20 protein-coding genes are annotated in these 21,505 nt (G+C 54.6%); 9 read left to right on the forward strand and 11 right to left on the reverse strand.

What is annotated here, in order from left to right; all coding sequences use genetic code 11:
- Nucleotides 1-3: 3 nt before the first annotated feature.
- The 9 genes from FCL49_RS07250 to FCL49_RS07290 all read right to left on the reverse strand — a co-directional run bounded on the left by FCL49_RS07250 (nucleotide 4) and on the right by FCL49_RS07290 (nucleotide 10,966).
- Nucleotides 4-666: a fimbria/pilus periplasmic chaperone gene (locus FCL49_RS07250; protein ID WP_174352990.1), complete on the reverse strand. Its 663-nt coding sequence runs from the start codon at nucleotides 664-666 to the stop codon at nucleotides 4-6.
- A 10-nt stretch (nucleotides 667-676) separates the two neighbouring features.
- On the reverse strand, nucleotides 677-2,311 hold the full coding sequence (gene ecpD, locus FCL49_RS07255) for a fimbrial adhesin EcpD (RefSeq protein ID WP_174352991.1): 1,635 nt from the start codon (nucleotides 2,309-2,311) through the stop codon (nucleotides 677-679).
- Nucleotides 2,301-4,781, reverse strand: coding sequence for a CS1-pili formation C-terminal domain-containing protein (locus FCL49_RS07260; RefSeq protein ID WP_217434329.1), 2,481 nt, complete (start codon nucleotides 4,779-4,781; stop codon nucleotides 2,301-2,303). The genes ecpD and FCL49_RS07260 overlap by 11 nt, the downstream gene beginning before the upstream one ends.
- 96 nt (nucleotides 4,782-4,877) lie before the next feature.
- Nucleotides 4,878-5,546: a hypothetical protein gene (locus tag FCL49_RS07265; RefSeq protein ID WP_174352993.1), complete on the reverse strand. Its 669-nt coding sequence runs from the start codon at nucleotides 5,544-5,546 to the stop codon at nucleotides 4,878-4,880.
- 81 nt (nucleotides 5,547-5,627) lie between these two features.
- Nucleotides 5,628-6,215 (reverse strand): common pilus major fimbrillin subunit EcpA, encoded by a 588-nt coding sequence (ecpA, locus tag FCL49_RS07270; RefSeq protein ID WP_174352994.1) that lies wholly within the window; start codon nucleotides 6,213-6,215, stop codon nucleotides 5,628-5,630.
- A 434-nt stretch (nucleotides 6,216-6,649) separates the two neighbouring features.
- On the reverse strand, nucleotides 6,650-7,279 hold the full coding sequence (locus FCL49_RS07275) for a helix-turn-helix transcriptional regulator (RefSeq protein ID WP_174352995.1): 630 nt from the start codon (nucleotides 7,277-7,279) through the stop codon (nucleotides 6,650-6,652).
- A 210-nt stretch (nucleotides 7,280-7,489) separates the two neighbouring features.
- Entirely contained in the window at nucleotides 7,490-8,329 is an 840-nt protein-coding gene (locus FCL49_RS07280) for a winged helix-turn-helix domain-containing protein (protein WP_174352996.1), read from the reverse strand.
- A gap of 544 nt (nucleotides 8,330-8,873) precedes the next feature.
- The gene (locus tag FCL49_RS07285; protein ID WP_174352997.1) at nucleotides 8,874-10,298 is read right to left on the reverse strand and encodes a heavy metal sensor histidine kinase; all 1,425 of its coding nucleotides are present in this window, start codon (nucleotides 10,296-10,298) and stop codon (nucleotides 8,874-8,876) included.
- Nucleotides 10,295-10,966: a heavy metal response regulator transcription factor gene (locus FCL49_RS07290; protein ID WP_115182929.1), complete on the reverse strand. Its 672-nt coding sequence runs from the start codon at nucleotides 10,964-10,966 to the stop codon at nucleotides 10,295-10,297. The genes FCL49_RS07285 and FCL49_RS07290 overlap by 4 nt, the downstream gene beginning before the upstream one ends.
- Nucleotides 10,967-11,106: 140 nt before the next feature.
- Here FCL49_RS07290 and FCL49_RS07295 point away from each other — a divergent pair, with 140 nt between their 5' ends.
- Nucleotides 11,107-11,733, forward strand: coding sequence for a hypothetical protein (locus FCL49_RS07295; RefSeq protein ID WP_135315748.1), 627 nt, complete (start codon nucleotides 11,107-11,109; stop codon nucleotides 11,731-11,733).
- A 14-nt stretch (nucleotides 11,734-11,747) separates the two neighbouring features.
- Entirely contained in the window at nucleotides 11,748-12,365 is a 618-nt protein-coding gene (locus FCL49_RS07300; protein WP_174353482.1) for a cytochrome b/b6 domain-containing protein, read from the forward strand.
- Between the two features lie 32 nt (nucleotides 12,366-12,397).
- On the opposite strand, the gene FCL49_RS07305 is transcribed toward FCL49_RS07300, so the two are convergent.
- Nucleotides 12,398-13,528: an RNA-guided endonuclease InsQ/TnpB family protein gene (locus FCL49_RS07305; RefSeq protein WP_174352998.1), complete on the reverse strand. Its 1,131-nt coding sequence runs from the start codon at nucleotides 13,526-13,528 to the stop codon at nucleotides 12,398-12,400.
- Nucleotides 13,529-13,635: 107 nt separating this feature from the next.
- On the opposite strand from FCL49_RS07305, the gene FCL49_RS07310 reads away from it, so the two are divergent.
- A complete protein-coding gene (locus FCL49_RS07310) occupies nucleotides 13,636-14,403 on the forward strand; it encodes a molybdopterin-dependent oxidoreductase (RefSeq protein WP_174352999.1) in 768 nt (255 codons plus the stop codon).
- 124 nt (nucleotides 14,404-14,527) lie between these two features.
- Complete coding sequence (locus tag FCL49_RS07315; RefSeq protein ID WP_174353000.1) at nucleotides 14,528-15,013, forward strand: hypothetical protein; 486 nt, start codon at nucleotides 14,528-14,530, stop codon at nucleotides 15,011-15,013.
- Between the two features lie 374 nt (nucleotides 15,014-15,387).
- Here the strand turns inward: FCL49_RS07315 and ygbI are convergent, their stop codons facing one another.
- Nucleotides 15,388-16,152: a DNA-binding transcriptional repressor YgbI gene (gene ygbI / locus FCL49_RS07320; RefSeq protein WP_174353001.1), complete on the reverse strand. Its 765-nt coding sequence runs from the start codon at nucleotides 16,150-16,152 to the stop codon at nucleotides 15,388-15,390.
- 281 nt (nucleotides 16,153-16,433) lie between these two features.
- On the opposite strand from ygbI, the gene ltnD reads away from it, so the two are divergent.
- The 5 genes from ltnD (at nucleotide 16,434) to FCL49_RS07345 (ending at nucleotide 21,497) form a co-directional block, all read left to right on the forward strand.
- Complete coding sequence (gene ltnD, locus FCL49_RS07325; protein ID WP_174353002.1) at nucleotides 16,434-17,348, forward strand: L-threonate dehydrogenase; 915 nt, start codon at nucleotides 16,434-16,436, stop codon at nucleotides 17,346-17,348.
- Nucleotides 17,348-18,610 (forward strand): 3-oxo-tetronate kinase, encoded by a 1,263-nt coding sequence (gene otnK / locus FCL49_RS07330; protein WP_217434280.1) that lies wholly within the window; start codon nucleotides 17,348-17,350, stop codon nucleotides 18,608-18,610. Before ltnD ends, otnK begins: the two co-directional genes overlap by 1 nt.
- On the forward strand, nucleotides 18,607-19,239 hold the full coding sequence (gene otnC, locus FCL49_RS07335) for a 3-oxo-tetronate 4-phosphate decarboxylase (protein ID WP_174353003.1): 633 nt from the start codon (nucleotides 18,607-18,609) through the stop codon (nucleotides 19,237-19,239). The genes otnK and otnC overlap by 4 nt, the downstream gene beginning before the upstream one ends.
- A gap of 3 nt (nucleotides 19,240-19,242) precedes the next feature.
- Entirely contained in the window at nucleotides 19,243-20,019 is a 777-nt protein-coding gene (locus tag FCL49_RS07340; RefSeq protein WP_174353004.1) for an HPr family phosphocarrier protein, read from the forward strand.
- 107 nt (nucleotides 20,020-20,126) lie between these two features.
- Nucleotides 20,127-21,497 (forward strand): GntP family transporter, encoded by a 1,371-nt coding sequence (locus FCL49_RS07345; RefSeq protein ID WP_174353005.1) that lies wholly within the window; start codon nucleotides 20,127-20,129, stop codon nucleotides 21,495-21,497.
- Nucleotides 21,498-21,505: the final 8 nt, after the last annotated feature.

Below are 21,505 nucleotides of genomic sequence, written 5' to 3' on the forward strand. Positions count from 1 at the left end.
GGGTTAGGGAATGCAGCTTTTATCAACGCTGATAAATTTGTCGTTATAGATAATAAATTTCTGTCCGTTCAGCCGAATACCGGCGTGGGTGAAGGTATCACCGGGACGCAGGTATTCGGTGATCCCCTCCTCGTCGGTACTGTCGCAACCGGGCTTGAGCAGGAACTTGAAGTAGGTATTGCCGGTATTGGTCAGGGTACCGCGCTGCGTATCCAGCCGATAGGCAAAGTTGATCTGGCGCGGGCGCACCACCAAAATGGTGTCCATCACCACTATCGGCTCCAGATTGACACCGCTGGTTTGACGCTGTGCCGGGTCGAAAAGACGAGTCGGGATTTCTCGAAATGACACCCGGTAGTAACGTTCGCGGTCATCCTGCGGGCCACGGTAGAAAAACTTGTAATATTCGCCCTGTCCGGCCTGCAGTTGTAGTTGGCGTGGGGCAAACAGCAGTTCGCCATCTGCCGGGCGACTGCGAGTTTCTTTCTCCCCCGGCCTGTCGATGGCTCGCAGGGTCACCTGATAAATACGCGCACTACGGTTGTTGTTCAGCACTCGCTTGGCGGTAAATGATTGGTTCTGATCCATCGCAAACGTCAGGGTGCCGACGTTTATCGCCGTCGCGTAAAAGGGCCAACACAGCAGCCAGAACAACCAGCTTCTCACGGCGTTTCCTCTAGTTAATGTTGCGCCAGGTGGCTTCAACGTGGATCTCCCCGGCGGCGCTAACGTCGCCATACCAACCGTTGCCCGCTACCGTTTTTAATGAGATCGGGTTATCCATCGGGATACTGAACTTCACCCGGGTTTTGTTCAGCACCCCAACTTCGCCGGAAATGTCATTCCACGGCGTGCTGCTCCACAACGCATTGGTCATGTCATGCCACTGTCCGTCGCAGCCGGCGTCATAGCTTTGTTGGCCGTTGCTGCTGGTAGTGATACTGAGCGTGGCCGGGAAAGGCACCTGACTTTGGTTATCCGCCGAGGAAAAAATACAGTAATTAATCCCGTTGATGGCCTGCGTTGGCCCGGTAGCCATCACCCGCACCTGGTCGGCGGCGGACTTGCCGCTGGTGGTGACGATATAACCAAACTCCAGCGGCGGCTCCGCCGGGCCGACGTAACCTTCACGATGTGGCTGGTTGTCGTAGTCGTCGGAGATGATGCTGATACTGAAATCACGCGGTTTGATAATCAGCTGGTTGGAGGTGGAAAACTCATACCAGCCAGACTCCGGTGAAGTGGTGTTCTGGAAGCGGAAGTTAATCAGGTCACGAGTCCCGCTGTCGGAGATGCCCAGTTTCACCATCTGCTTGAAAAAATTGCTGGCGAAGAACACGTAAATCACATTACTGCTCTTCAGTTGGTTAAAGGTGTAATAACTGCCGGTCCCCGAGGTGTTTTTCCAGCTATTGCCATCCAGGCTGAACTGTAAATCGGCGGCGTTGGTCGCTGAGGTTAACGCCGCATTATTGATCGCCGGAAACACGTGAATCGAGGTGTTACTGACGCTGCCATCGGTCTGCAGATCGTAACTGACCATTTTACAGGTGATGCCAGAGCGCGAACCAATCGTCTGGTTTTTGCAGTCGGCATTACCCTCACCGATGATCGGCACACCATCACTGTTAACAAACACTTCTGACACCGCGTTGGTGTTGATAAAACGCAGATGCGCCGCCTTGCTGTGAGTCACGTTGCGTTTATACCAGTTACCTCTGCTCTGATCCTGACAGCGGCCACCGCTACTGGCATCGTAGACATCCGCGGTTTGGCAGCCATTAATCTGCATGCTGAACGCATCACCGGGAGCCATCTGTTTCAGGTACTGATAAAAACTCGGCGACATCATGCCGTGCATCCATTTAGCGCCGCCCGGAGTGACTACCGCACCATAAAAGCCTTTCTCATCGGTGGCCTGCGGCAAGATCAGGCTGGTATCCATATTGCAGCCGGCATACCAGTTAATGCAGCGCAGCCCGAGGAACGGGTTCTTGATCGGCGCATTTTCCAGCCACATGTCAAAACGATTGTTGGCCGACAGGCCGGTGTTATAACCGTTATCCACATAACCCAGGCTTTGCTGGTAAATGGTGCCGGAGCCGCCGTATTTCAGCCCGGTCCATTTATTGGCACCGGTCATGCGCGGATCCAGCGCCCCGGACGGGGTGACAAAAAAGTTGTCATCGGCGTTGTTCTCAACAAACACAAACTTCACCGTCGCGGCATCCGGCCGGTTGGTGACGCTCACTGCCGCCTGTAGCGGCAAAGCTACCAACAGCATTAGCAGCAGCGTAAACTTAACCTTCATTGCTCATCTCTCCTGCCTGCAGGTTACCCACATAAGTTTGCAGTCCGCTACAAATCACGTCGCCGACCCATATCGCCCCCTGCGCCTTACTCAGATCCAGGCTCACTTCGCAGCTCTGGTTACCACTGTGGGTAAAGTCGATCACCGGGAACTTCTTATCGACGTCCATAATGAACTCCCCTTTTTCATCAGTGCGGGTGCGGCCGATATGGTTTTTGATATAGGCGTTGGCCAGCAGCGTACCGTCTTCCGCCTTGATGCGGCCAAACACCGTCACCATCTGTTTAATTTCCGGTGTGATCACCGCCACGTTGCCTGGATACAGCGTCAGCTTGCTCTTGCGCCTGGTGACGATATCGAAGCTTTCCGCCGAGTTTTTATTGTTCATCAACTCAACTTCGTACTGGCCGTACGGCGACAACGGCACATAGTTTTTATTGCCGGTCAGCTTCACCGTCCGGCCATCAACCCGGGCGGTCAACATGCCGTCATTTTCAATGCCGGTGTTAAAGATGATGCCCGCATTGCCCTCACTTCTGCCGCTGGCCGCAATATCACGCCCTTGCCAGCCCACGCTGCCGCTGGCGGTCAGGCTGGTGTTAACGTAACCGTCGGCAGAGCTGCTGACGTTGACCGTACCGGCGGAATACTTGGTGTCAAAGCGCGCATAGGCGCCCCCGTTCATACTGTTGTCACCCTTGGTATCACCGGAGATCGCTCGTGACAGGTTGGCGCCCAGGGTGCGGATGGGCCCGTCTTGAATGTCTTTACGTGCAGCCAGGTTAGCCATGGTATAGCCGTTCTGGTTTGAAACCCCGGCACTGAGCCAGTTGCCCATCGGCAGTGAGAAATCGAGGGCGACGTATTTACCGGTATTCGAACTGTACCCCCCGTTGTTGTAACGCTGAACGCCGGCCCGCACGCCAAGCGTGCCAAAACGACCGGTGAAAATATTTTGGTAATAATCCGCGTTGTAGTAGTGACTGCCGTTCTTTTTATCGTCGTTGTAACTGAGGCTTAAGCTCCCCAACGGCGACCAAAGCGCACCAAAATTCATCGTGCCGCCGATGGCGCGGTTGTGCGCATCGTTTTGCAGCAGTTTGTCGCCGATCACCGTTTTTTCCTGATTGACCCACAGGCTGCTGAAACCGCCGGGCAGCGCGGCGCTGATGCTGTTGACCAGGCTCCAGGAATGGTCTGATGCCACCATGTTCTGCACGTTGAACTGAATGGATTGGCTGAGTGGCACACTGATCCGGCTTTCACCCACCGCGTTGCTGTCAAACGAGTATCCGGACAGCGCCCAGTTCAGCGTCCGCAGGTTACCGGTGGCCGAAGCGCCGATCAGGTATGAATCCCTGGCTTGCCGCTGGCGTTGATCGTCACCGCGCCAGTCGTCCATACGGATCATCCCGCCCCAAAACTGCCAGGCCAGTGGAGCATTGGCACCGCGATTGGGGCTAAACAGCTTGTTCACCCGCTGCAGGCGTTTATCCACCACCCGACCGTTAACCACCACCTCAACCTCGACGTCATATATGCCGTAGGGCAAATTGCCGGTATCCACCTCATGATTGCCCATGGCAAAGTTCTGCACGCTCAGCAGTCGTCCGTCACGCGACAGATGCACTTCCCCCGCCGAGGGGAAAAACGCCACGATCGGCGTCAGCGATTGACTGTTATCAAATACGGTAGAGTTGGCCCGGTTGCCGTAGGACAGACCATAAATCTTGCTGGAGTTAATGGTGGTGACCGGCCCCAGCGACTGCAGGTTCCAACTGTCCAGCATGCCGGCGGCAAAGCGGCGGCCGGCGAAGTCACGTTCGTACATCGCCTTATACAGCGTGGCGTTCTCATCGCCGCTGCCGATGCCATAGACGGAACCGTTAACTTCCACATGATGTTCACGCAGGGCGGTAACGCTGTTGAGCGACAGATAGCTGGAGGTATTGCCCTCGCTGGCCCGGGTGCGGTTATCGTAAACCCCGAGGTTATAATCCAGCGTACTGCTGACGGCATTCACGCTGGAAACGCCGATGTCGCTGGAGCGGGCGCGCAACAGGGTACCCATCGCCGCCTCTTTCACCACCAGTTGCAAATTCAACTGGCGGAAATCCAGCGCCAGCCAGGCGTCATCGGTCAGTGCAATACGCTGCTGTGAGTCAAAGCCGGCTTCCTGCAGCGCCTGCAATTGCCTGATGGTCTCTGCCGTCAGCGGCGTGCCATCGTCACCGTCTTCCAGCGTGATCTGACGAATTTTCAGCTGATTGTCATCCAGGTACAAAAAGGCGTGGCCAATACGGCGGTCGTCTTTTACGCCACTGTTTTTTTCAAAGTGCAGCAGCAATGGAATACTCATGCCCTCGCGCAGTGCCAGGCTGAAGGTTTGCGGGATTAACACACCGTCAATTTGGGTCAGCCCGGCAGCGATCGCCGCCTGGCCCGGTAGCAACACCGCAGGGATCGCCATTACCCCACCGGCCAGCAGCGTCCTCAACAACACAGCCTTCACATGCCACTCCTTGCTTTAATGTGGTGCATTCCGTTTCATTGCAGACAACCGGCTCTATTTCACCGGGATAAACTGCTCGCCATGCCACAGTGCCACGCGACCTTTCTTGTCGTTGACGTCCACTTTGCTGAAACCACGTGCCTTACCCGGCATCACGAAATAGTTTTCCTTACAGTCATTGCCGTCTTTCTTGTTGCGGCAATTACCGTAGGCCACCACCTTGAAAGTGGCGTTGCCGGTGTTTTTAATCTGGCCGGCGGCAAACTGGTAATTGAATTGATCCTGCCTTGGCGCCACCACCAAAATGGTGCCAATGCGGGCAGAGGTCGTCGCGACGGCATTGCGCCTGGCCGAGTTTTGCCCCACGTCGCTCAGTGCCTGATCGAACCAGACGATGCGGTAATAGCGCTCCTGGCCGTCAGCGGGACCTTTGTAATAAAAGCGAATCACATCGCTGGCGTTAGCCGGCAATATCAGGCTGGCCGGGGACAGCAGCATTTCGTCTTTGCTGCCCATCGGCACCACCGTTCCGGACTCCAATGGGCTGGAGATACGCTCGATTTTGATGTTCACCAGGCGCCCACTGTCGGTGGTGTTTTTGATTTCTTTACTCAAACGCGCGCTATCGCTGTGCATGAACGAACTGATCTCACCGACATCAAGCGCGAAAACAGGTTGAGACAGCGATAACAGCAGGAGAGAAGCGAGAGAGAAAGGTTTCATGACGGTATTCCAGTGGCGTTCTTCAGTAGCGGTGAATACAGGGGGATGACCCTCCCCCTGTTTACAGCGGTCACTCAGGGATTACGCGGTCCAGGTGGCGTTGAACTCAACGCTCACATCGCCGCTCCAGATCCCTTCAGGCAAAGTGCTGAAATCAGTCACTGCGGTGGTGCCGTCAGAGGTGGCACCAATGATGGTGAAGGTGAACTGATCTTGTGCGCTGGTACGAACGGCCTTGTTATAGGCATTAGACAGCGCGCTCAGGTTGCCGCCCAGAATGCCGGCAGAGGTATCGATCATGGTGGTCTCAGCGGTTTTCTCTACGGCAGCGCCGTTGTAGTTCACGCCGACGTTCAGGGTAGAACCAGAGGTGTCGAGCTGAGTCAGGGTGTTGGAAACCAGTTTGGAGGTCAGTTTGAATGCCGTCGCGGTAGCATCCCCTTCTACGGTCACGTCAAACAGACCTTTCTGGCTGTTAAAGCCCTTGATGCCTTCCGCATAGTTGAAAGACAGGCTGCCAATAGGGGTAACAACCAGCTTGCTGGTGGTGTCTTTTTTAGCGGTAGCAGACCAGGTGGCCAACGCCTGAGCGGTGACGTCGGCGGCTTGTGCAGAGCTAACTGCTGCGAAGGCTGAAATAATGGCCAGTGCCAGTGTAATTTTCTTCATGGTAAAACTCCCTTCAACTTTAAATATGATTGTGCGTCCATTAGCGTGACCTGCTTTAGCCAGTCTGCTTGACGAGAGGAAGAGTAATCCAATCAGATCAAAAAAGAATCATTAACTACCAATGGTTAAATATTTAGATTTAAATTCTATTTTTAACATTTAACTGATTAATTTTAAGGTTAAAAACCCAATCAACGTCATTTGTAAGAACAAAAGATTTATTATTTCCTGAGCTAATGCAACAGCCATAGCTGTATATAAAATGCGCACTTACGCAAAATCAAAATACGGCTTTTCGGCTTGTTTTTGTAGGATGTTTAATTTGATGTAAATCAATTCCACGCAACGTGGGACAGAAACATAAATAAATAGTCTGAGGAGAAGGAAATTAAGTCGCCGATCGGCCGGGTGACAAGACAGACCGACGACTTATTTTAGGCTGGGTGCTGGAGACGAAAAGCCAGAATCAAGCGCATAAACCCCGCCTGATTAAGGCCAAGTTTGCGCATGATATTCAACTTGTGGCTACTCACCGTTTTATAACTGCGATGGGTGACACGGGCAATACGCTGCGGATTGGTATCGGTAATCATCATCGCCAGTATGCGCCATTCGCTGCGGGAAAGAGATTCTACGGGTCGAGTCAACACCGTCTGAATGCCCGGACTGCGGTACTCCACTCCCGTGTCGGCGGCGACAACGGCTGCAAACAAACAATCAAGCGGATCGTCTTTTGCCACCAGAGATAAATGTACCTCTGCCGCCAGCATCGCCAGTATGCTGGCGTTGGTGACGTCGGTAAATACGATCAGCGGCGTCTTTGGCCAGAAATCGTTAATGGTCAGAATGAAGCGCAATACATCATACAAATTCTCACTTTCATTATATAACTCCATAATGAGGATTTGCCTCTCATTCTCCTTCAGCGCAGCGTCTATTCCCCTGAGATTGTAGGCAAATTGATAGTGCACAGGCTTAGATTCAATAAGCGCTCGTAATCCTTTTCTCACCCAGGGATTAGGTTCAAAAAAGAGAATAGATTCCCTGAAAGGGGTATTCATCATAATCTGTTACCGTCAATTAGGTATAAAATAGCGGTCGAGCCGGAAATGCCGTGCATTGCATTTCTGGCTTATAAAGCATAAATATTGCACCAGAAAAATGCTGCATTAATAGCCAGACAGTGAAAGTTAAGGGGTTAACTTCAAGGTGATCATATTGGCGGCATATTCCTTTTCCCCCGGGGTGGTGTTCATCCTGACACCGATTAATGATTAATTGATAATTGCTGCGTTGTCGCTTTCAAGACCAGAACAAACTTCAACCCTGTGCTCACGCAAAATGCGACAACGTAGGAAAAATAGCCGGGAAATACCGGAAATGTAGGAGCGCACCTGGTTGCTGCGCACCACCAGCAAGAACTCGTCACCACTGCACGCCGCGGTCTGCGGGGCAGCATAGGCCAGAATGTCACGACTCAGGCCGGCACTGACGGCGGCCGCAGTGCCGGGCATTGACATGAATACCTTACAGCTGTTGGCCTTACCCAGATAAATTTCCTGCCGGGGAACCGAACCGATGAGATAGCTGCTAATTGCCACCACCAGCATAATCACCCCCAGCGCGACAATGCTGGCTATCGCCCACCATCTTCGGGAATAACCGACATGCACAGTCCCAGCGACTGCCGGCTCTGCGGGCGATGAGGCTATTTGAGGTTGCTCAGAAGCGTACGCAATAACCGGTATTTCTTCGTCGGTGAAGCTGTCTTCCTGCTCATCACAAGACTCCACCTCTATTTCATAACGCAGCATAAAACCGACTTTGGGAACGGTCGCGATCACCTCCTCTTCAATGCCCAGGTTTTTAATTACCCGACGTAGTTTGCTCACGCATTGGTTAAGATTATTGTTACCTGAGACCATGCCATAATCATCCCAAACCTTCTTGAATATCACTTCCCGGCAAACGGCCTCACCATGATGGGTAATCAATAGCAGCAGTAATCGCTTCGAAGGATTGGAAATAGAGATGGGATCGTCAGAGAACTCGGCCAGGCTCAGGGTACCCGTATCCACATCAAAAATGATGTGATCATTTAATCTATATTTCATTTTTAAAGGTCACTCTAGTGATTATTTATTGCCAGCATTAAATGTTAATAAAACATTAAGCAATATTTAATCAGGTTAATTAGTCAATCTCAGCCACCCACCGTAATGAAAATCAATTAACGCCACAGCATGGATGCTGCTTCCCTTACTATTTTAGATATAAGATTTTTCTCATAACCTATAACCAAAGATTATACAAACATCACAACCAATGATATATTTATATGTAAAGGTTCTTAAAGTTAGTTTTTTATTTTGTAAATTACCGCCTTTAAGCTAAAAATTCTTTTCGTTCATTTAATGCAAGCACTTTTAATGGGTAAATAATATTACACCCATTTTAACAACATCATATTTAACCAATAATCAAAGAGTAAAGAGCAAAATTGACGCAATCTACAGCAGAATTAATCGTTTGATGCGGGGATACAGACGTAATAAAGAGGGAAATGAAAGTAAATTGTTACGGATGCTATTTTCGCTAATAATACCTGGCGTCACTCTATTAGCGATGTAACGAATAGCCTCAATCAGCGAGATTAAATTAATCTGCAGCGGGAAAAATCAGACTAAAGGTGATCCTGGAGGTGGTATTCCCTTCGGCACACTGGGCACGACTAACCCCGCCGTGCAGCGTCATGATTGCGCGGACGATTGCCAGCCCCAGACCACTGGCATGGCTGCCGGCACTGCGGGCTGCATCGGCGCGGTAGAAACGGTCGAACAACTTGTCAAGATGAGCCGGGGCAATCGCTGGCCCCTGATTAACCACCTGCACAACCACTTCGCCAGTCTGCTGATTGAGGGTTTGCAGCAATATCTGGCTGTTCTCATCGGCATAACGCACCGCATTGGCCACCAGGTTGCTCAATGCACGCTGGAACAACATGGCATCCGCCAGCAATGGCCCTGCGCCCTGGCACACCAGCGTAATACCGCGCTCTTCCGCCAGGCCTTCAAAATAATCAGCCACCCGTTGCAGCTCATGCGCCATATCAAGGCGACTGAGGTTCAGTACTGCTTGCCCTTCGCCGGCACGCGCCAGGAACAGAATATTTTCTACCATGCGCGAAATGCGTTCCAGCTCATCCATATTGCTCGACAACAGGGTTTCATACTCTTCCACGCTGCGTGACTGATACAACGCCACCTGACACTGCCCCATTAGCGCGCCCACCGGAGTCCGGATCTCGTGCGCCAGATCGGCGGAAAACTGCGTCAGACGTTGATAGCCTTCGTTCAGCCGATCGAGCATGGCATTAAACGAACGTGTCAGTTGCTGCAATTCCTTCGGCGCCCCCTGCTCGCTCAGGCGAGTCGACAGCGTGTTCGGCGTAATTACCGCCGCCTGCGCCGCCATGCGCCATAATGGCTGCAACCCACGACGCATCACCCAATACCCCAGCAATGCAATCAACACAAACGCCATCGCCACCGCGGCCACAATCCGCCAAAGATAACGCGCCAGCATCTTCTGTTCATTGACCAACACGTGTGCGGCCGAGATTTGCAGCAGGCGGCCGTCCTCCAGTTTGACCAACGCCGATACGGCCCGCAGCGGCACGCCTTGTGGCGTTTGCCCACCGTGCACCGCGCTCAAGCGCTGCGGCGTGCCAACCGGCGTCGGCACTATCGCCGGCAGACTCAGCCTGGCCGGGTTAACGTTGATTAACGGTTTTTGTCCCGGTAGCTGAAAAATCAGTACGTCCTGTTCGTTACCCAGCATATTTTCGAACAGGCCGGTATTCGCCGTCAGCCGCTCGAGAGGAAAGCGCTGGCTCAGCAAATGGCGAAAATACTCCACCCGTCCGGTGACCTGTAAATCGCTGCGGATAGTCATCTCCTGACGCATCGCGCCATACAGGTACCATCCCGCGCCACTAACCACCAGTGCCGCCACCAGCGCAAACAGCATCGCGCTGCGCAGCGTTAACGACAGCGCCCGCCAGCGTTGGGCCAAAGCCTTCATGAACGCGGCTCGCAAACGTAGCCGATGCCGCGCACGCTGTGGATCAGCTTGACGTCAAATGGCCGATCAATCTTGGCACGTAGCCGCTTGATCGCCACATCCACCACGTTGGTATCGCTGTCAAAGTTCATGTCCCAGACCTGCGAGGCGATCATGGTGCGTGACAGCACCTCCCCTTCGCGACGCACCAACAGGTGCAGCAACATGAACTCTTTGTTGGTCAGCGGGATCACCTGTTCTTGCCGTACCGCTTTGCGGCGCAGGACGTCGAGCTGCAGATCGGCAATCGCATAGTGGTCGGCCTCGCGTACCGTGCCGCGCCGCAATAGCGTGCGCAATCGCAACACCAGTTCAGTGAAGGAAAAAGGTTTGATCAGATAATCATCGGCCCCCAGCTCCAGGCCATGAATACGATCCTGCACCCCGTCGCGAGCGGTCAGAAACAGGATCGGCACGTCGCTTTTCTTGCGCAGCACCTCAATGATCTGCCAGCCATCCAGCCCTGGCAGCATTACGTCGAGCACAATGGCGTCGTAGGCATCTTCAAGCGCCCGAAACAGGCCGTCGGTGCCGTTACGCGCCAAATCTACGCTGTACCCGGCCTCGCCCAGCCCTTTCTTCAGGTAATCACCCGTGCTGATGTCGTCTTCAACTACCAATATCCGCATTATCGCCACCTCATTACACCAGCCGAAATATTAGCAGCTTCGGCAGACCTGCTTGATGACATTAATGTCATTAAACGGACATGGTGCTGTCCCTGTTGTTCAACCATGCTTAACCGGCAACCTAAACAGAGGAGAACATTATGATTACCCGTCATCGTTTTGCCGGTTTACTGCTGTCCACCCTGATGCTGTGCAGCGGAGCCGCCGCTGCGGCTCAAACGCCAGGGAAAGTGATTGCTCCACTGCGCGGCACTATTGATCAAGTGACCGACAGCAGCCTGCAGGTTACCGACCGTAAAGGGGAGAAGGTCAATGTCAAACTCAACGATCAGACGAAGGTGCTGAGCGTTTCAAAAGGTACGCTCGATGACATTAAACCGGACAGCTTTATCGGCACCGCTGCGGTACCCCAAGCGGACGGCAGCCTGAAAGCGTTGGAAGTCCACGTCTTCGCCGCCAGCCTGCGCGGCACCGGTGAGGGCCATTCGGCCTGGGAATCGGCCGACGGCAAGGTGGATACCATGACCAACGGCACCGTCGGTAAACTGGTTAAATCCAACGGCCGTACTCTGACCGTGACCTACGGCAACCAGCAGAAAACCGTTAACGTGCCGGAAGATGTGCCGATCGTGACGCTCGATCCCGGCGATCGCAGCCTGCTGAAACCCGGCGCGCACATCGTGTTGTTCTCCGCCACTGACGATAAGGGCGAACGCGTCGCCACCCGCATTTCTGCCGGCAAAGACGGCACCGTTCCACCGATGTAACTCGGGAGTCGATGATGAAAACCAACGCGCCGCGACCGGTGCACCGCTGGCCGGTACGCCTTACCCATTGGATTAACCTGTTCGCCATGGTCTGCATGTTCATGAGCGGTTGGGAAATCTACAACGCCTCACCGCTGTTCGGCTTTCGCTTTCCGCCGCAGGTCACGCTCGGCGGTTGGTTGGGGGGCGCGATTGGTTGGCATCTGGCGGTCATGTGGCTGCTGGCAGGCAACGCGCTGTGCTATTTCCTGTGGAGCCTGTTCAGCGGCCATTTTCGACGCGATCTGCTGCCGCTCACCGCCGGTAAGTTACGGCGTGATATCTGGCAGGCGTTAACGCTGCGACTAAAGCATCAACACGGCCGTTATAACGCCATTCAAAAGCTAATGTACCTCGGCGTACTGGTTCTCGGGTTGTTGCTGGTGCTCTCCGGGCTGGCAATCTGGAAACCGGTGCAGCTACAAGGGCTGGTCAGCCTGTTCGGCGGTTTTGATATCGCGCGTTATGTGCACTTTTTCGCGATGTCCGGCATTGGTTTATTTGTGGTGATCCACCTGCTGATGGTGATGATCGTGCCGCGCACGCTATGGGCAATGATTACGGGTGGCAAGCTTGACTGCTCCCCGCCCTAAAGGGCGAGGATTCCCACTTCACTGAGTCGAACCTAAGCCGCTTGATGCGATTCAGGATTTACAGACTCTCCGTGGGCTAACGCTGCCAGCCCGGCAGCTTTTATATTCCGTGCCGCATTAATGTCACGGTCATGGCTTGTCTGACATTCCGGACAATTCCATTTACGAACATCAAGAGGTAATTTTTTCATGGTGAAGCCGCAACAACTACAACGCTTTGAGGACGGGAAAAACGGGGCAATTGCGACCAGTGAACGCCCGCCCCATTCAGCCTTGTATGCGAGCTGGCGCACAAACTCGCCCCAGCTTGCATCGGCTATCGCTTTCGACAGCTTAGGGTTGCGGATCATGTTCTTCACTTTCAGGGATTCAACGCAAACAACTTGGTTATCGTTAATCAGTTTGCGGGACAACTTGTGCAAGTTATCCATGCGGCAATCGGCAATTTTCGCGTGGAGTCGGGTCACCTTCAAGCGGGCTTTAGCGCGGTTTTTCGAACCTTTCGCTTTTTTGCTTAAACGGCGCTGAAGTAGCGCCAGGCGAGCCGCGTATTTAGCGGTATGGCGGGGATTGCCTTGTTTAAATCCAGTGTCAGTAACGAACAAATCCTTTAAGCCCACATCAATGCCCACGGTTTTAGCGGAAATGGGCAGTGATACAGGTTCAAACTCGCACAGACAGGAAATGAAATATCGTCCGGCTGCATCTTTGGAAATAGTGACGGTTGACGGCACGGAGGGGAGTTCACGGCTCCAGCGCACGTCCAATGGGGCTTTGCTCTTAGCCATATGCAGCTTGCCATCACGATATTTAAACGCGCTGGCGGTCAATTCAGCGACCTGTTTGTGGCGTTTGCTTTTGAATGCGGGATATTTAGCCCGACCTGCAAAAAAGTGAGAAAAGGCCGTCTGTTGGTGGCGTAGCGATTGTTGCAAGGGGACACAGGAAACGTCATTGAGCCATGCGCATTCAGGCTCTTTTTTAAGCGCGGTTAACCGCGCATTAGCTTGCAGATAGCCGATCTTCTCCTGGCGTTCATAGTAAGCATCAGTACGCCAGCGAAGGATTGAATTATAGACAAAACGCACACAGCCGAACGTTTGAGCCAAAAGCTCAACCTGATCGGCTGTTGGATAGAATCGGTATCTGTAAGCGCGTTTCATATGTACAAAATTACAGGAGCTATCGTGAAAAGACAAAAAGAAGTTAGCTCGAAAACCGCCTCCTTTCCTCCCCGGCCTGAAGGCCGAGGTTTCCCGGAGGCACTCTGATGAGTGATAAAAAACAGCGCCCTGCGGCACCCACGTTGGAGCCGGCGCAAAAGAAACAATTGGTCAATCTGCAGCGCCGCCTGATGCTGCGCTCCGGCCTGACCCTGGGCGGCATCGCCATGCTGAGCGGCTGCAACCTGCAGGACGGCGATCAGGTCGATAAAGTGTTGTGGGCAATGTCGCGCTGGAACGATCGTGTGCAGGCCTGGCTGTTCAGTGGCCAGAAGCTGGCGCAAACCTATCGCCCGGATCAAATCACCCATCCCTTCCCGTTTAACGCGTTTTATCCCGAGTACAACGTGCCGGAAGTGGATCTGGCCAGCTATCAGTTGGAAGTCTCCGGCAAGGTAGAGAAAAAAGCGCCCTGGACGCTGGAACAGCTGCAGCGCCTGCCACAGCAAAGCCAGATAACCCGTTTGATCTGTATCGAGGGCTGGAGCGCCATCGGCCAATGGGGCGGCGTGCCGCTGCGCAACTTCCTGCAGCACGTCGGGGCGGATCTGAACGCGCGCTATGTTGGCTTCAAATGCGCAGACCGTTATTACTCCAGCATCGACATGGCCACCGCGCTGCATCCACAGACCATTCTGGCGCTGGATTTCGGCGGCAAGGCGCTGCCGGCAGATTACGGCTACCCGCTAAGGCTGCGGGTACCCACCAAGCTGGGGTTCAAGAACGCCAAACATATCGCCGCTATTTTTGTCAGTGATACCAACCCCGGCGGCTACTGGGAAGATCAGGGTTATAACTGGTTCAGCGGTATTTAGTTTTCTGCGCAGCGCTGCGCAGGATCCCCTCTGGTGGCTGGCACAGATATCCCGATGCTGCTAATAATTCACCATTAACAAGGAAGATAACTATTGGAAAAGTAATAATAAAAAGGATTTTATCATGGAGATTGATGCTACGGAGCGCTATACGCTACGGGCGGGTGAGTTCAGATATCAGATAACGGTAAGCAAAAGTGATGAAAAAACTGCAGAATATTATCTGGATTTCAAAAAGATCACTCAAGAAATGCGAGCATGGTTTTCGCATGTTTATACCGACCCAGACTTTTTAGATAACGCTTATGCCATAGAGTTTTATGATATCAAAGCGCTAAGTCTTGCCACCAGACAAGGACGCTCCGCATTCGATACCTATACCCCCATGGGGTATACTTTTTCTGAACGTGAGCGCCTGTTCGTCGATGGGATAGGTAAAACTATTATCGACTTCGTTACCCAATATCAGGCAAAGCTCGTTTTTAGCGTACCTTTAAGACCCGCCTTGGCCAAAATCTATGATTCACTCTTGAAAAAACACGCTCAGAGAGTACAGTGTTTGTACAAAATGGAATTCATAAAGGACGGTTTATATGTCATCGAAATCTAACGTCTTGGATCAATCACAGGAGCAAAGCTCGGACTTTTTGAGTATTAAAGAACAGCGCCTGCAAGCCTTACAAGCTTTCCATGATGCCTGGTGGGAACAAAGATGCCAGGAGTGGCGTGAACGAGGTTGCCTCGGTACGCCGGGGCGGGTCATCAGCCGCTACCGTTCCAACGAAACGCCATAACCCCCGCCAGGGGGTTTGAGGTTGCTGACAAAGCAGGAAAAAGCGTGGTTTTTCCTGCTTTGTTGTGATCAGCCGAAAATCAATAAATTGATTTTCCTGATTTTTATTTATCGTACTCTACTCGCTCTGGGCAGGAATGAGGTTTGTCATCAGTCTGAACCCCCATTCGGGGGTTTTCTGTTTTAGCCACTCACTCCCCGGTCGTCATCAGCGTGATATCCGCCTGCAGGATCGCCTCGCGCGCGGCGGCGGGCAGATTGTCATCGGTAATAATCGTATCAAATACCGTTATCGGCAGCGCCAGATAGGTGGCGACTTTACCGTATTTAGAAGTATCGCTGAGCAGCATGCAGCGGCGGCTGGCATCCACAATGGCTTTCTTCACCACCACCTTGTCTTCGTTCGGCGTCGACAGCCCGCGCATCCCCCATGACGAAGCTGAAATAAATGCCAGATCGATAAACAGCCCGCGCAATGCCTGCGCTGCCGCTTCCCCCACGCAGGAGCGATTTTCACGGCAGACGGTACCGCCGGTGTGAATAATTTTGCACTGGCTGTGTTCAATCAGGTAGCCCGCAATCACGAAATCATTGGTGACCACCGTCAGGTCATCGCGATCGCTAATGTGCCTGGCCAGCGCCAGCGTCGTGGTTCCCGCATCCAGATAGATACAGCTGTCAGGGGGGATCTGCCGGGCCGCCAACTGACCGATAGCCGCTTTCTGCTGGCTGTACATCCCTTCCTTGTCCTGATGCGAAGGTTCGATCGCCACCCGTTCTGCCGACTGCACGCCGCCCGACACCGCCAGTACCGCCCCCTGCTCTTCGAGCTTTTGCAGATCGCGGCGGATGGTCATGTGCGACACCCCCAGCCGTTCGGTCAATTCTGCAATGCTGACCACTCCGCGTTCTGATACCAGCGCTAAGATTTGTTGATGGCGTTCTACAGGTATCACGGTTCCCTCTCTTTACCGCAGTGATAATAATTGTGATTTTACGTCAATTTTCGTTCGGCGAAAGCCTGCTGTTTTCAGGCCGTGAAGTCGCTCATGTTATCGGTTATTTAATTTTAATATTTTAAAACAAACAGATAGAAAAGAATTCATATTATTGACCGAGGTGAGCCTCATCCATTCACTGTTAATAATTGTGACAACGATCGCTGATGACGCGCCACAAAGCGCTTATATTTAACACAACAAAACAAATTATCACTAAAGTTAACATGAGGTGCAGTATGACACAGCCAGCGGATTTTGCAGTTTGCATCGTAGGATTAGGTTCGATGGGCATGGGAGCGGCGAAGTCGTGCATTAATGCCGGGCTGACAACCTACGGCGTCGACCTTAACCCGCAGGCGCTGACCACCTTGCAACAGGCCGGAGCAAAACAGGCGGCCACCTGCGCAGACGACTTCGCAGCCGAGCTGGATGCCTTGTTACTGCTGGTGGTCAACGCCGCCCAGGTGAAACAGATCCTGTTTGGCGATAACGGCCTGGCCGCAAAGCTGAAACCGAATACGCCTGTGATGGTGTCTTCCACTATTTCCGCCGCCGATGCCAAACAGATAGAACAGCAGTTGCTGGCCCTGGGCCTCAACATGTTGGACGCCCCAGTTTCAGGTGGTGCAGCCAAAGCTGCCGAGGGCCAGATGACGGTGATGGCCTCCGGTGCCGAATCCACTTTCCGCCAGTTGCAACCGGTGCTGGACGCCATTGCCGGCAAGGTCTATCGCATTGGCGAAGAGATTGGTCTGGGGGCTACGGTGAAAATCATCCACCAACTGCTGGCCGGGGTACATATTGCCGCCGGGGCCGAGGCCATGGCGCTGGCCGCCCGCGCCGGTATTCCGCTGGACGTGATGTACGATGTGGTCACCCACGCCGCCGGTAACTCATGGATGTTCGAGAACCGCATGCGCCACGTGGTCGACGGTGACTATGCGCCTAAATCGGCGGTTGATATCTTCGTGAAGGATCTGGGGTTGGTAGCAGATACCGCCAAAGCGCTGCACTTCCCGCTGCCGCTGGCCTCAACCGCCTTCAATATGTTCACCGCCGCCAGCAATGCCGGTTTCGGTAAAGAGGACGACAGTGCGGTGATCAAGATCTTCGCCGGTATCGACCTGCCGCAAAAGAAGGAGAACGCATAATGCTGCTCGGCGTCATTGCAGATGATTTTACCGGGGCCACCGACATTGCCAGTTTTCTGGTAGAAAACGGTCTGCCGACGGTGCAGTTGAACGGCGTGCCGCAGGATGACCTGCCGGTCGAGGCGCAGGCGGTGGTTATCAGCCTGAAGTCACGCTCCTGTCCGGTGGCACAGGCCATTGAGCAGTCACTGCAGGCACTGGCCTGGCTGCAGCGCCAGGGCTGCCGGCAATTTTACTTCAAATATTGTTCGACCTTCGACAGCACCGCGCAGGGCAATATCGGCCCGGTGACCGACGCCCTGCTTGATGCGCTGGGTGAAAGCCAGACGGTGATCTCACCCGCGTTGCCGGTGAATGGCCGCACCGTATATCAGGGCTATCTGTTCGTGTCGGATCAGCTGCTGGCAGAATCCGGCATGCGCCACCATCCGGTAACGCCAATGACCGACAGTAACCTGCTACGGCTGATGGAAGCACAGGCTCAGGGACGCTGTGGGCTGGTGAATGCCGCAGAAATGGATCGCGGCGCCGGGGCGGTGACTGAAAAACTACAACAGCTGGCACAGCAGGGCATGCGTTACGCCGTGCTCGATACGTTAAATGAGCAGCATTTGCTGACCCAGGGTGCGGCGCTGAAAGAGATGAAGCTGGTGACCGGTGGCTCCGGTCTGGCGATGGGTCTGGCACGCCAATGGGCGCAGCCGGGACAAGGCAGCCCACAGGCCGCTGGAGCGCCGCAGGGAGCAAAAGCCGTGGTGCTGTCCGGTTCCTGTTCCACTATGACTAATCAACAGGTGACACGTTACCGTCAACAGGCAGCCGCCATGGCGGTCGACGTGGCGCGTTGCCTGGACGACGCTGAGCGCACGGCCTATATCACCGAACTGGCCGACTGGGTGCAACAGCAGGCGAATGCCCCGCTGGCCCCGCTGCTGTACGCCACCGCAGAGCCGGAAAAACTGCAGCAGGTGCAACAGCAGTACGGCATGGCCGCCGCCAGCCAGGCGGTAGAGTCGCTGTTCGCCGGGGTGGTCAAACAGCTCCAGCAGCGCGGCTTCAGCCGCTTTATCGTCGCCGGCGGCGAAACCTCCGGCGTGGTCACCCAGGCTCTGGGTATTCGTGGTTTCCACATTGGCCCCTGTATTTCTCCAGGCGTGCCCTGGGTGCGTGCCATCGATCAGTCTATTTCACTGGCCCTGAAATCGGGCAATTTTGGCGATGAGAACTTTTTCGCCCGGGCGCAAACGGAGTTCCCCCTATGACACTGACCCCTGAACAACATGCGCGTGAAGAAATGGTACGTCTGGGAGACTCGTTCTTTCAGCGTGGCTACGCCACCGGGTCGGCCGGTAACCTTTCGCTGTTATTGGCGGACGGCACGCTACTGGCCACCCCCACCGGATCCTGTTTGGGTGAACTGCAGGCCGATCGGTTATCGAAAGTCAGCCTGAGCGGTGAATGGCTGTCCGGGGATAAACCCTCAAAAGAGATCAGTTTCCACCGCGCGCTGTATCTGAACAACCCGGAATGCAAAGCGGTGGTGCACCTGCACTGTACCTATCTCACCGCCCTGTCCTGCCTGCAGGGGCTGGACGTGGAGAATGCCATCAAACCCTTCACCCCTTATGTGGTGATGCGGGTCGGCAAGGTACCGGTGGTGCCTTACTATCGCCCCGGTGACTTGCGACTGGCGGAGGATCTGGCCAAGCTGGCACCGACGCACCGTGCTTTTTTGCTGGCCAATCACGGCCCGGTGGTCACCGGTAAGAGTCTGCGTGCGGCGGCGGACAACACCGAAGAGATGGAAGATGCGGCGAAGCTGATTTTCACCCTCGGCGAACGCCCGATTCGTTATTTGACCGATGATGAGATTGCCGAGCTACGGAGCTGAATCATGCCTAAATTTGCTGCCAATTTATCGATGATGTTTACCGAACTGCCGTTCCTGGAGCGGTTCGAGGCCGCGGCCGCCGAAGGGTTCACCGCAGTGGAGTTCCTGTTCCCCTATGACTATCCGGCCGGGTTGCTGGCGGAAAAACTGCGCAGCCACGGCCTGCAACAGGTGCTGTTTAATACCGCCCCCGGCAATGTCGATGCCGGTGAATGGGGACTGACGGCGCTACCAGGCCGCGAACAGGACGCACGGGCCGATATCGACAGAGCTCTGGCCTATGCCATCGCGCTGAACTGCCCCAGTGTACACGTCATGGCCGGTGTGGTTCCGCCCGGCGAAGACTGGCAGCGCTACCGCGATACCTTTATCGACAATATCCGCTACGCCGCCGACAGCTTCGCCCAGCACGGTATCAAGGTACTGATCGAAGCGCTCAGCCCGCAGGTTAAACCCAACTACCTGTTCTCCAGCCAGCATCAGGCAGCAAAACTGGTCGAAGCCGTCGATCGTCCGAATGTGTTTATCCAGTTCGATTTTTTCCATGCGCAATTGGTCGACGGCAATATCAGCGGTCTGATGACCGCACTGGCCGGGCGCTATGCCCATATTCAGATTGCTTCGGTGCCAGAACGCCATGAACCTGACGATGGCGAACTGAATTATCCGTGGCTGTTCGCCCAACTGGACCGCCTCGGTTATACCGGCTGGATTGGCTGCGAGTACAAACCGCGTGGCGATACCCGAGCCGGGCTGGGCTGGATAAGGCCTTATCGGTAACAGGCCACTCCTCCGTACCTGCACAGCAACAACATAAAAATTAAACGCACCCGTATCGCCAGTCGGCGATCGCGGTGCCTGACTCTTACCCGATTAAAGGCTACCTCATGTCGACTTCTCTGCTTTTGATAATTGCCGTATTAGGCGTAGTGCTGCTCCTGCTGATGGTGATCAAGGCCAAGATCCAGCCGTTTGTCGCCCTGCTGGTGGTTAGCCTGCTGGTGGCGCTGGCCAGCGGCATTCCGACCGGCGAAGTGATGAAAGTGATGACTGCCGGGATGGGCGGCGTGCTGGGCTCGGTAACCATTATTATCGGTCTGGGGGCCATGCTCGGCAGAATGATCGAGCATTCCGGCGGGGCCGAGTCGCTGGCCCAGCGTTTCAGCCAGGCTTTAGGGCCAAAACGTACCATCGCCGCACTAACCCTCGCCGCGTTTATTCTCGGTATTCCGGTGTTCTTCGACGTCGGCTTTATCATTCTGGCGCCGATCATCTACGGCTTTGCCAAAGTGGCCAAAGTTTCCCCGCTGAAATTCGGCCTGCCGATGGCCGGCGTGATGCTGACGGTGCACGTCGCGCTGCCGCCACACCCTGGCCCGGTGGCTGCTGCCGGGTTACTCAGCGCCGACATCGGCTGGCTGACCATTATCGGTCTGGCCATCTGTATCCCGGTCGGTGTTATCGGCTATTTCACGGCCAAATGGCTGAACCGCAAGTCCTACCCGTTATCGATTGAAGTGCTGGAGCAGCTGCAGCTGGCGGCCCCCGAGCCGGCTCCTGCAGGCAAAGCACCGCTAAGCGACCGCATCAACCCGCCGGGTGCCGGACTGGTGGCCGCGCTGATCGTCATTCCTATCGCGATCATCATGCTGGGTACCGTTTCCGCCACCCTGCTTGAGCCAGGCTCGGTACTGCGTGACACTTTATCGTTGATCGGTTCCCCGGCGGTGGCGCTGATGATCGCTCTGCTGTTGGCGTTCTATTTCCTGGCCATTCGCCGTGGCTGGAGCCTGCAACACACCAGCGACGTCATGGGTGGCGCGCTGCCCACTGCCGCGGTGGTGATCCTGGTGACCGGTGCCGGTGGCGTGTTCGGCAAAGTGCTGGTGGAGTCTGGCGTGGGCAAGGCATTGGCGGAGGTTCTGACCACCATTGGTCTGCCGTTGATCCCGGCGGCATTTATTATCTCGCTGGCTCTGCGTGCCTCACAGGGGTCCGCCACCGTGGCGATCCTGACGACCGGAGGGTTACTGTCGGAAGCGGTCAGCGGACTGAACCATTTACAGTTGGTGCTGGTCACCCTCGCCACCTGCTTCGGCGGGCTGGGGCTATCGCACGTGAATGATTCCGGCTTCTGGATCGTCACCAAATATCTCGGTCTTTCAGTGGCTGATGGGTTGAAAACCTGGACGGTGCTGACCACTATCCTCGGCCTGAGCGGTTTCCTGTTCACCTGGTTGCTGTGGCTGGCGGTGTAATTTCTCTG

It is taken from the genome of Serratia proteamaculans (genome assembly GCF_013337185.1).
GTDB lineage: Bacteria > Pseudomonadota > Gammaproteobacteria > Enterobacterales > Enterobacteriaceae > Serratia > Serratia proteamaculans_D.

What these genes read in the sequence shown, in the direction of transcription:
- ecpD (WP_174352991.1), bottom strand. Translation starts at nt 2,311, where the DNA reads ATGAAGGTTAAGTTTACGCTGCTGCTAATGCTGTTGGTAGCTTTGCCG.
- FCL49_RS07260 (WP_217434329.1), bottom strand. Translation starts at nt 4,781, where the DNA reads ATGGCGATCCCTGCGGTGTTGCTACCGGGCCAGGCGGCGATCGCTGCC.
- FCL49_RS07265 (WP_174352993.1), bottom strand. Translation starts at nt 5,546, where the DNA reads ATGAAACCTTTCTCTCTCGCTTCTCTCCTGCTGTTATCGCTGTCTCAA.
- ecpA (WP_174352994.1), bottom strand. Translation starts at nt 6,215, where the DNA reads ATGAAGAAAATTACACTGGCACTGGCCATTATTTCAGCCTTCGCAGCA.
- FCL49_RS07275 (WP_174352995.1), bottom strand. Translation starts at nt 7,279, where the DNA reads ATGATGAATACCCCTTTCAGGGAATCTATTCTCTTTTTTGAACCTAAT.
- FCL49_RS07280 (WP_174352996.1), bottom strand. Translation starts at nt 8,329, where the DNA reads ATGAAATATAGATTAAATGATCACATCATTTTTGATGTGGATACGGGT.
- FCL49_RS07285 (WP_174352997.1), bottom strand. Translation starts at nt 10,298, where the DNA reads ATGAAGGCTTTGGCCCAACGCTGGCGGGCGCTGTCGTTAACGCTGCGC.
- FCL49_RS07290 (WP_115182929.1), bottom strand. Translation starts at nt 10,966, where the DNA reads ATGCGGATATTGGTAGTTGAAGACGACATCAGCACGGGTGATTACCTG.
- FCL49_RS07295 (WP_135315748.1), top strand. Translation starts at nt 11,107, where the DNA reads ATGATTACCCGTCATCGTTTTGCCGGTTTACTGCTGTCCACCCTGATG.
- FCL49_RS07300 (WP_174353482.1), top strand. Translation starts at nt 11,748, where the DNA reads ATGAAAACCAACGCGCCGCGACCGGTGCACCGCTGGCCGGTACGCCTT.
- FCL49_RS07305 (WP_174352998.1), bottom strand. Translation starts at nt 13,528, where the DNA reads ATGAAACGCGCTTACAGATACCGATTCTATCCAACAGCCGATCAGGTT.
- FCL49_RS07310 (WP_174352999.1), top strand. Translation starts at nt 13,636, where the DNA reads ATGAGTGATAAAAAACAGCGCCCTGCGGCACCCACGTTGGAGCCGGCG.
- FCL49_RS07315 (WP_174353000.1), top strand. Translation starts at nt 14,528, where the DNA reads ATGGAGATTGATGCTACGGAGCGCTATACGCTACGGGCGGGTGAGTTC.
- ltnD (WP_174353002.1), top strand. Translation starts at nt 16,434, where the DNA reads ATGACACAGCCAGCGGATTTTGCAGTTTGCATCGTAGGATTAGGTTCG.
- otnK (WP_217434280.1), top strand. Translation starts at nt 17,348, where the DNA reads ATGCTGCTCGGCGTCATTGCAGATGATTTTACCGGGGCCACCGACATT.
- otnC (WP_174353003.1), top strand. Translation starts at nt 18,607, where the DNA reads ATGACACTGACCCCTGAACAACATGCGCGTGAAGAAATGGTACGTCTG.
- FCL49_RS07340 (WP_174353004.1), top strand. Translation starts at nt 19,243, where the DNA reads ATGCCTAAATTTGCTGCCAATTTATCGATGATGTTTACCGAACTGCCG.
- FCL49_RS07345 (WP_174353005.1), top strand. Translation starts at nt 20,127, where the DNA reads ATGTCGACTTCTCTGCTTTTGATAATTGCCGTATTAGGCGTAGTGCTG.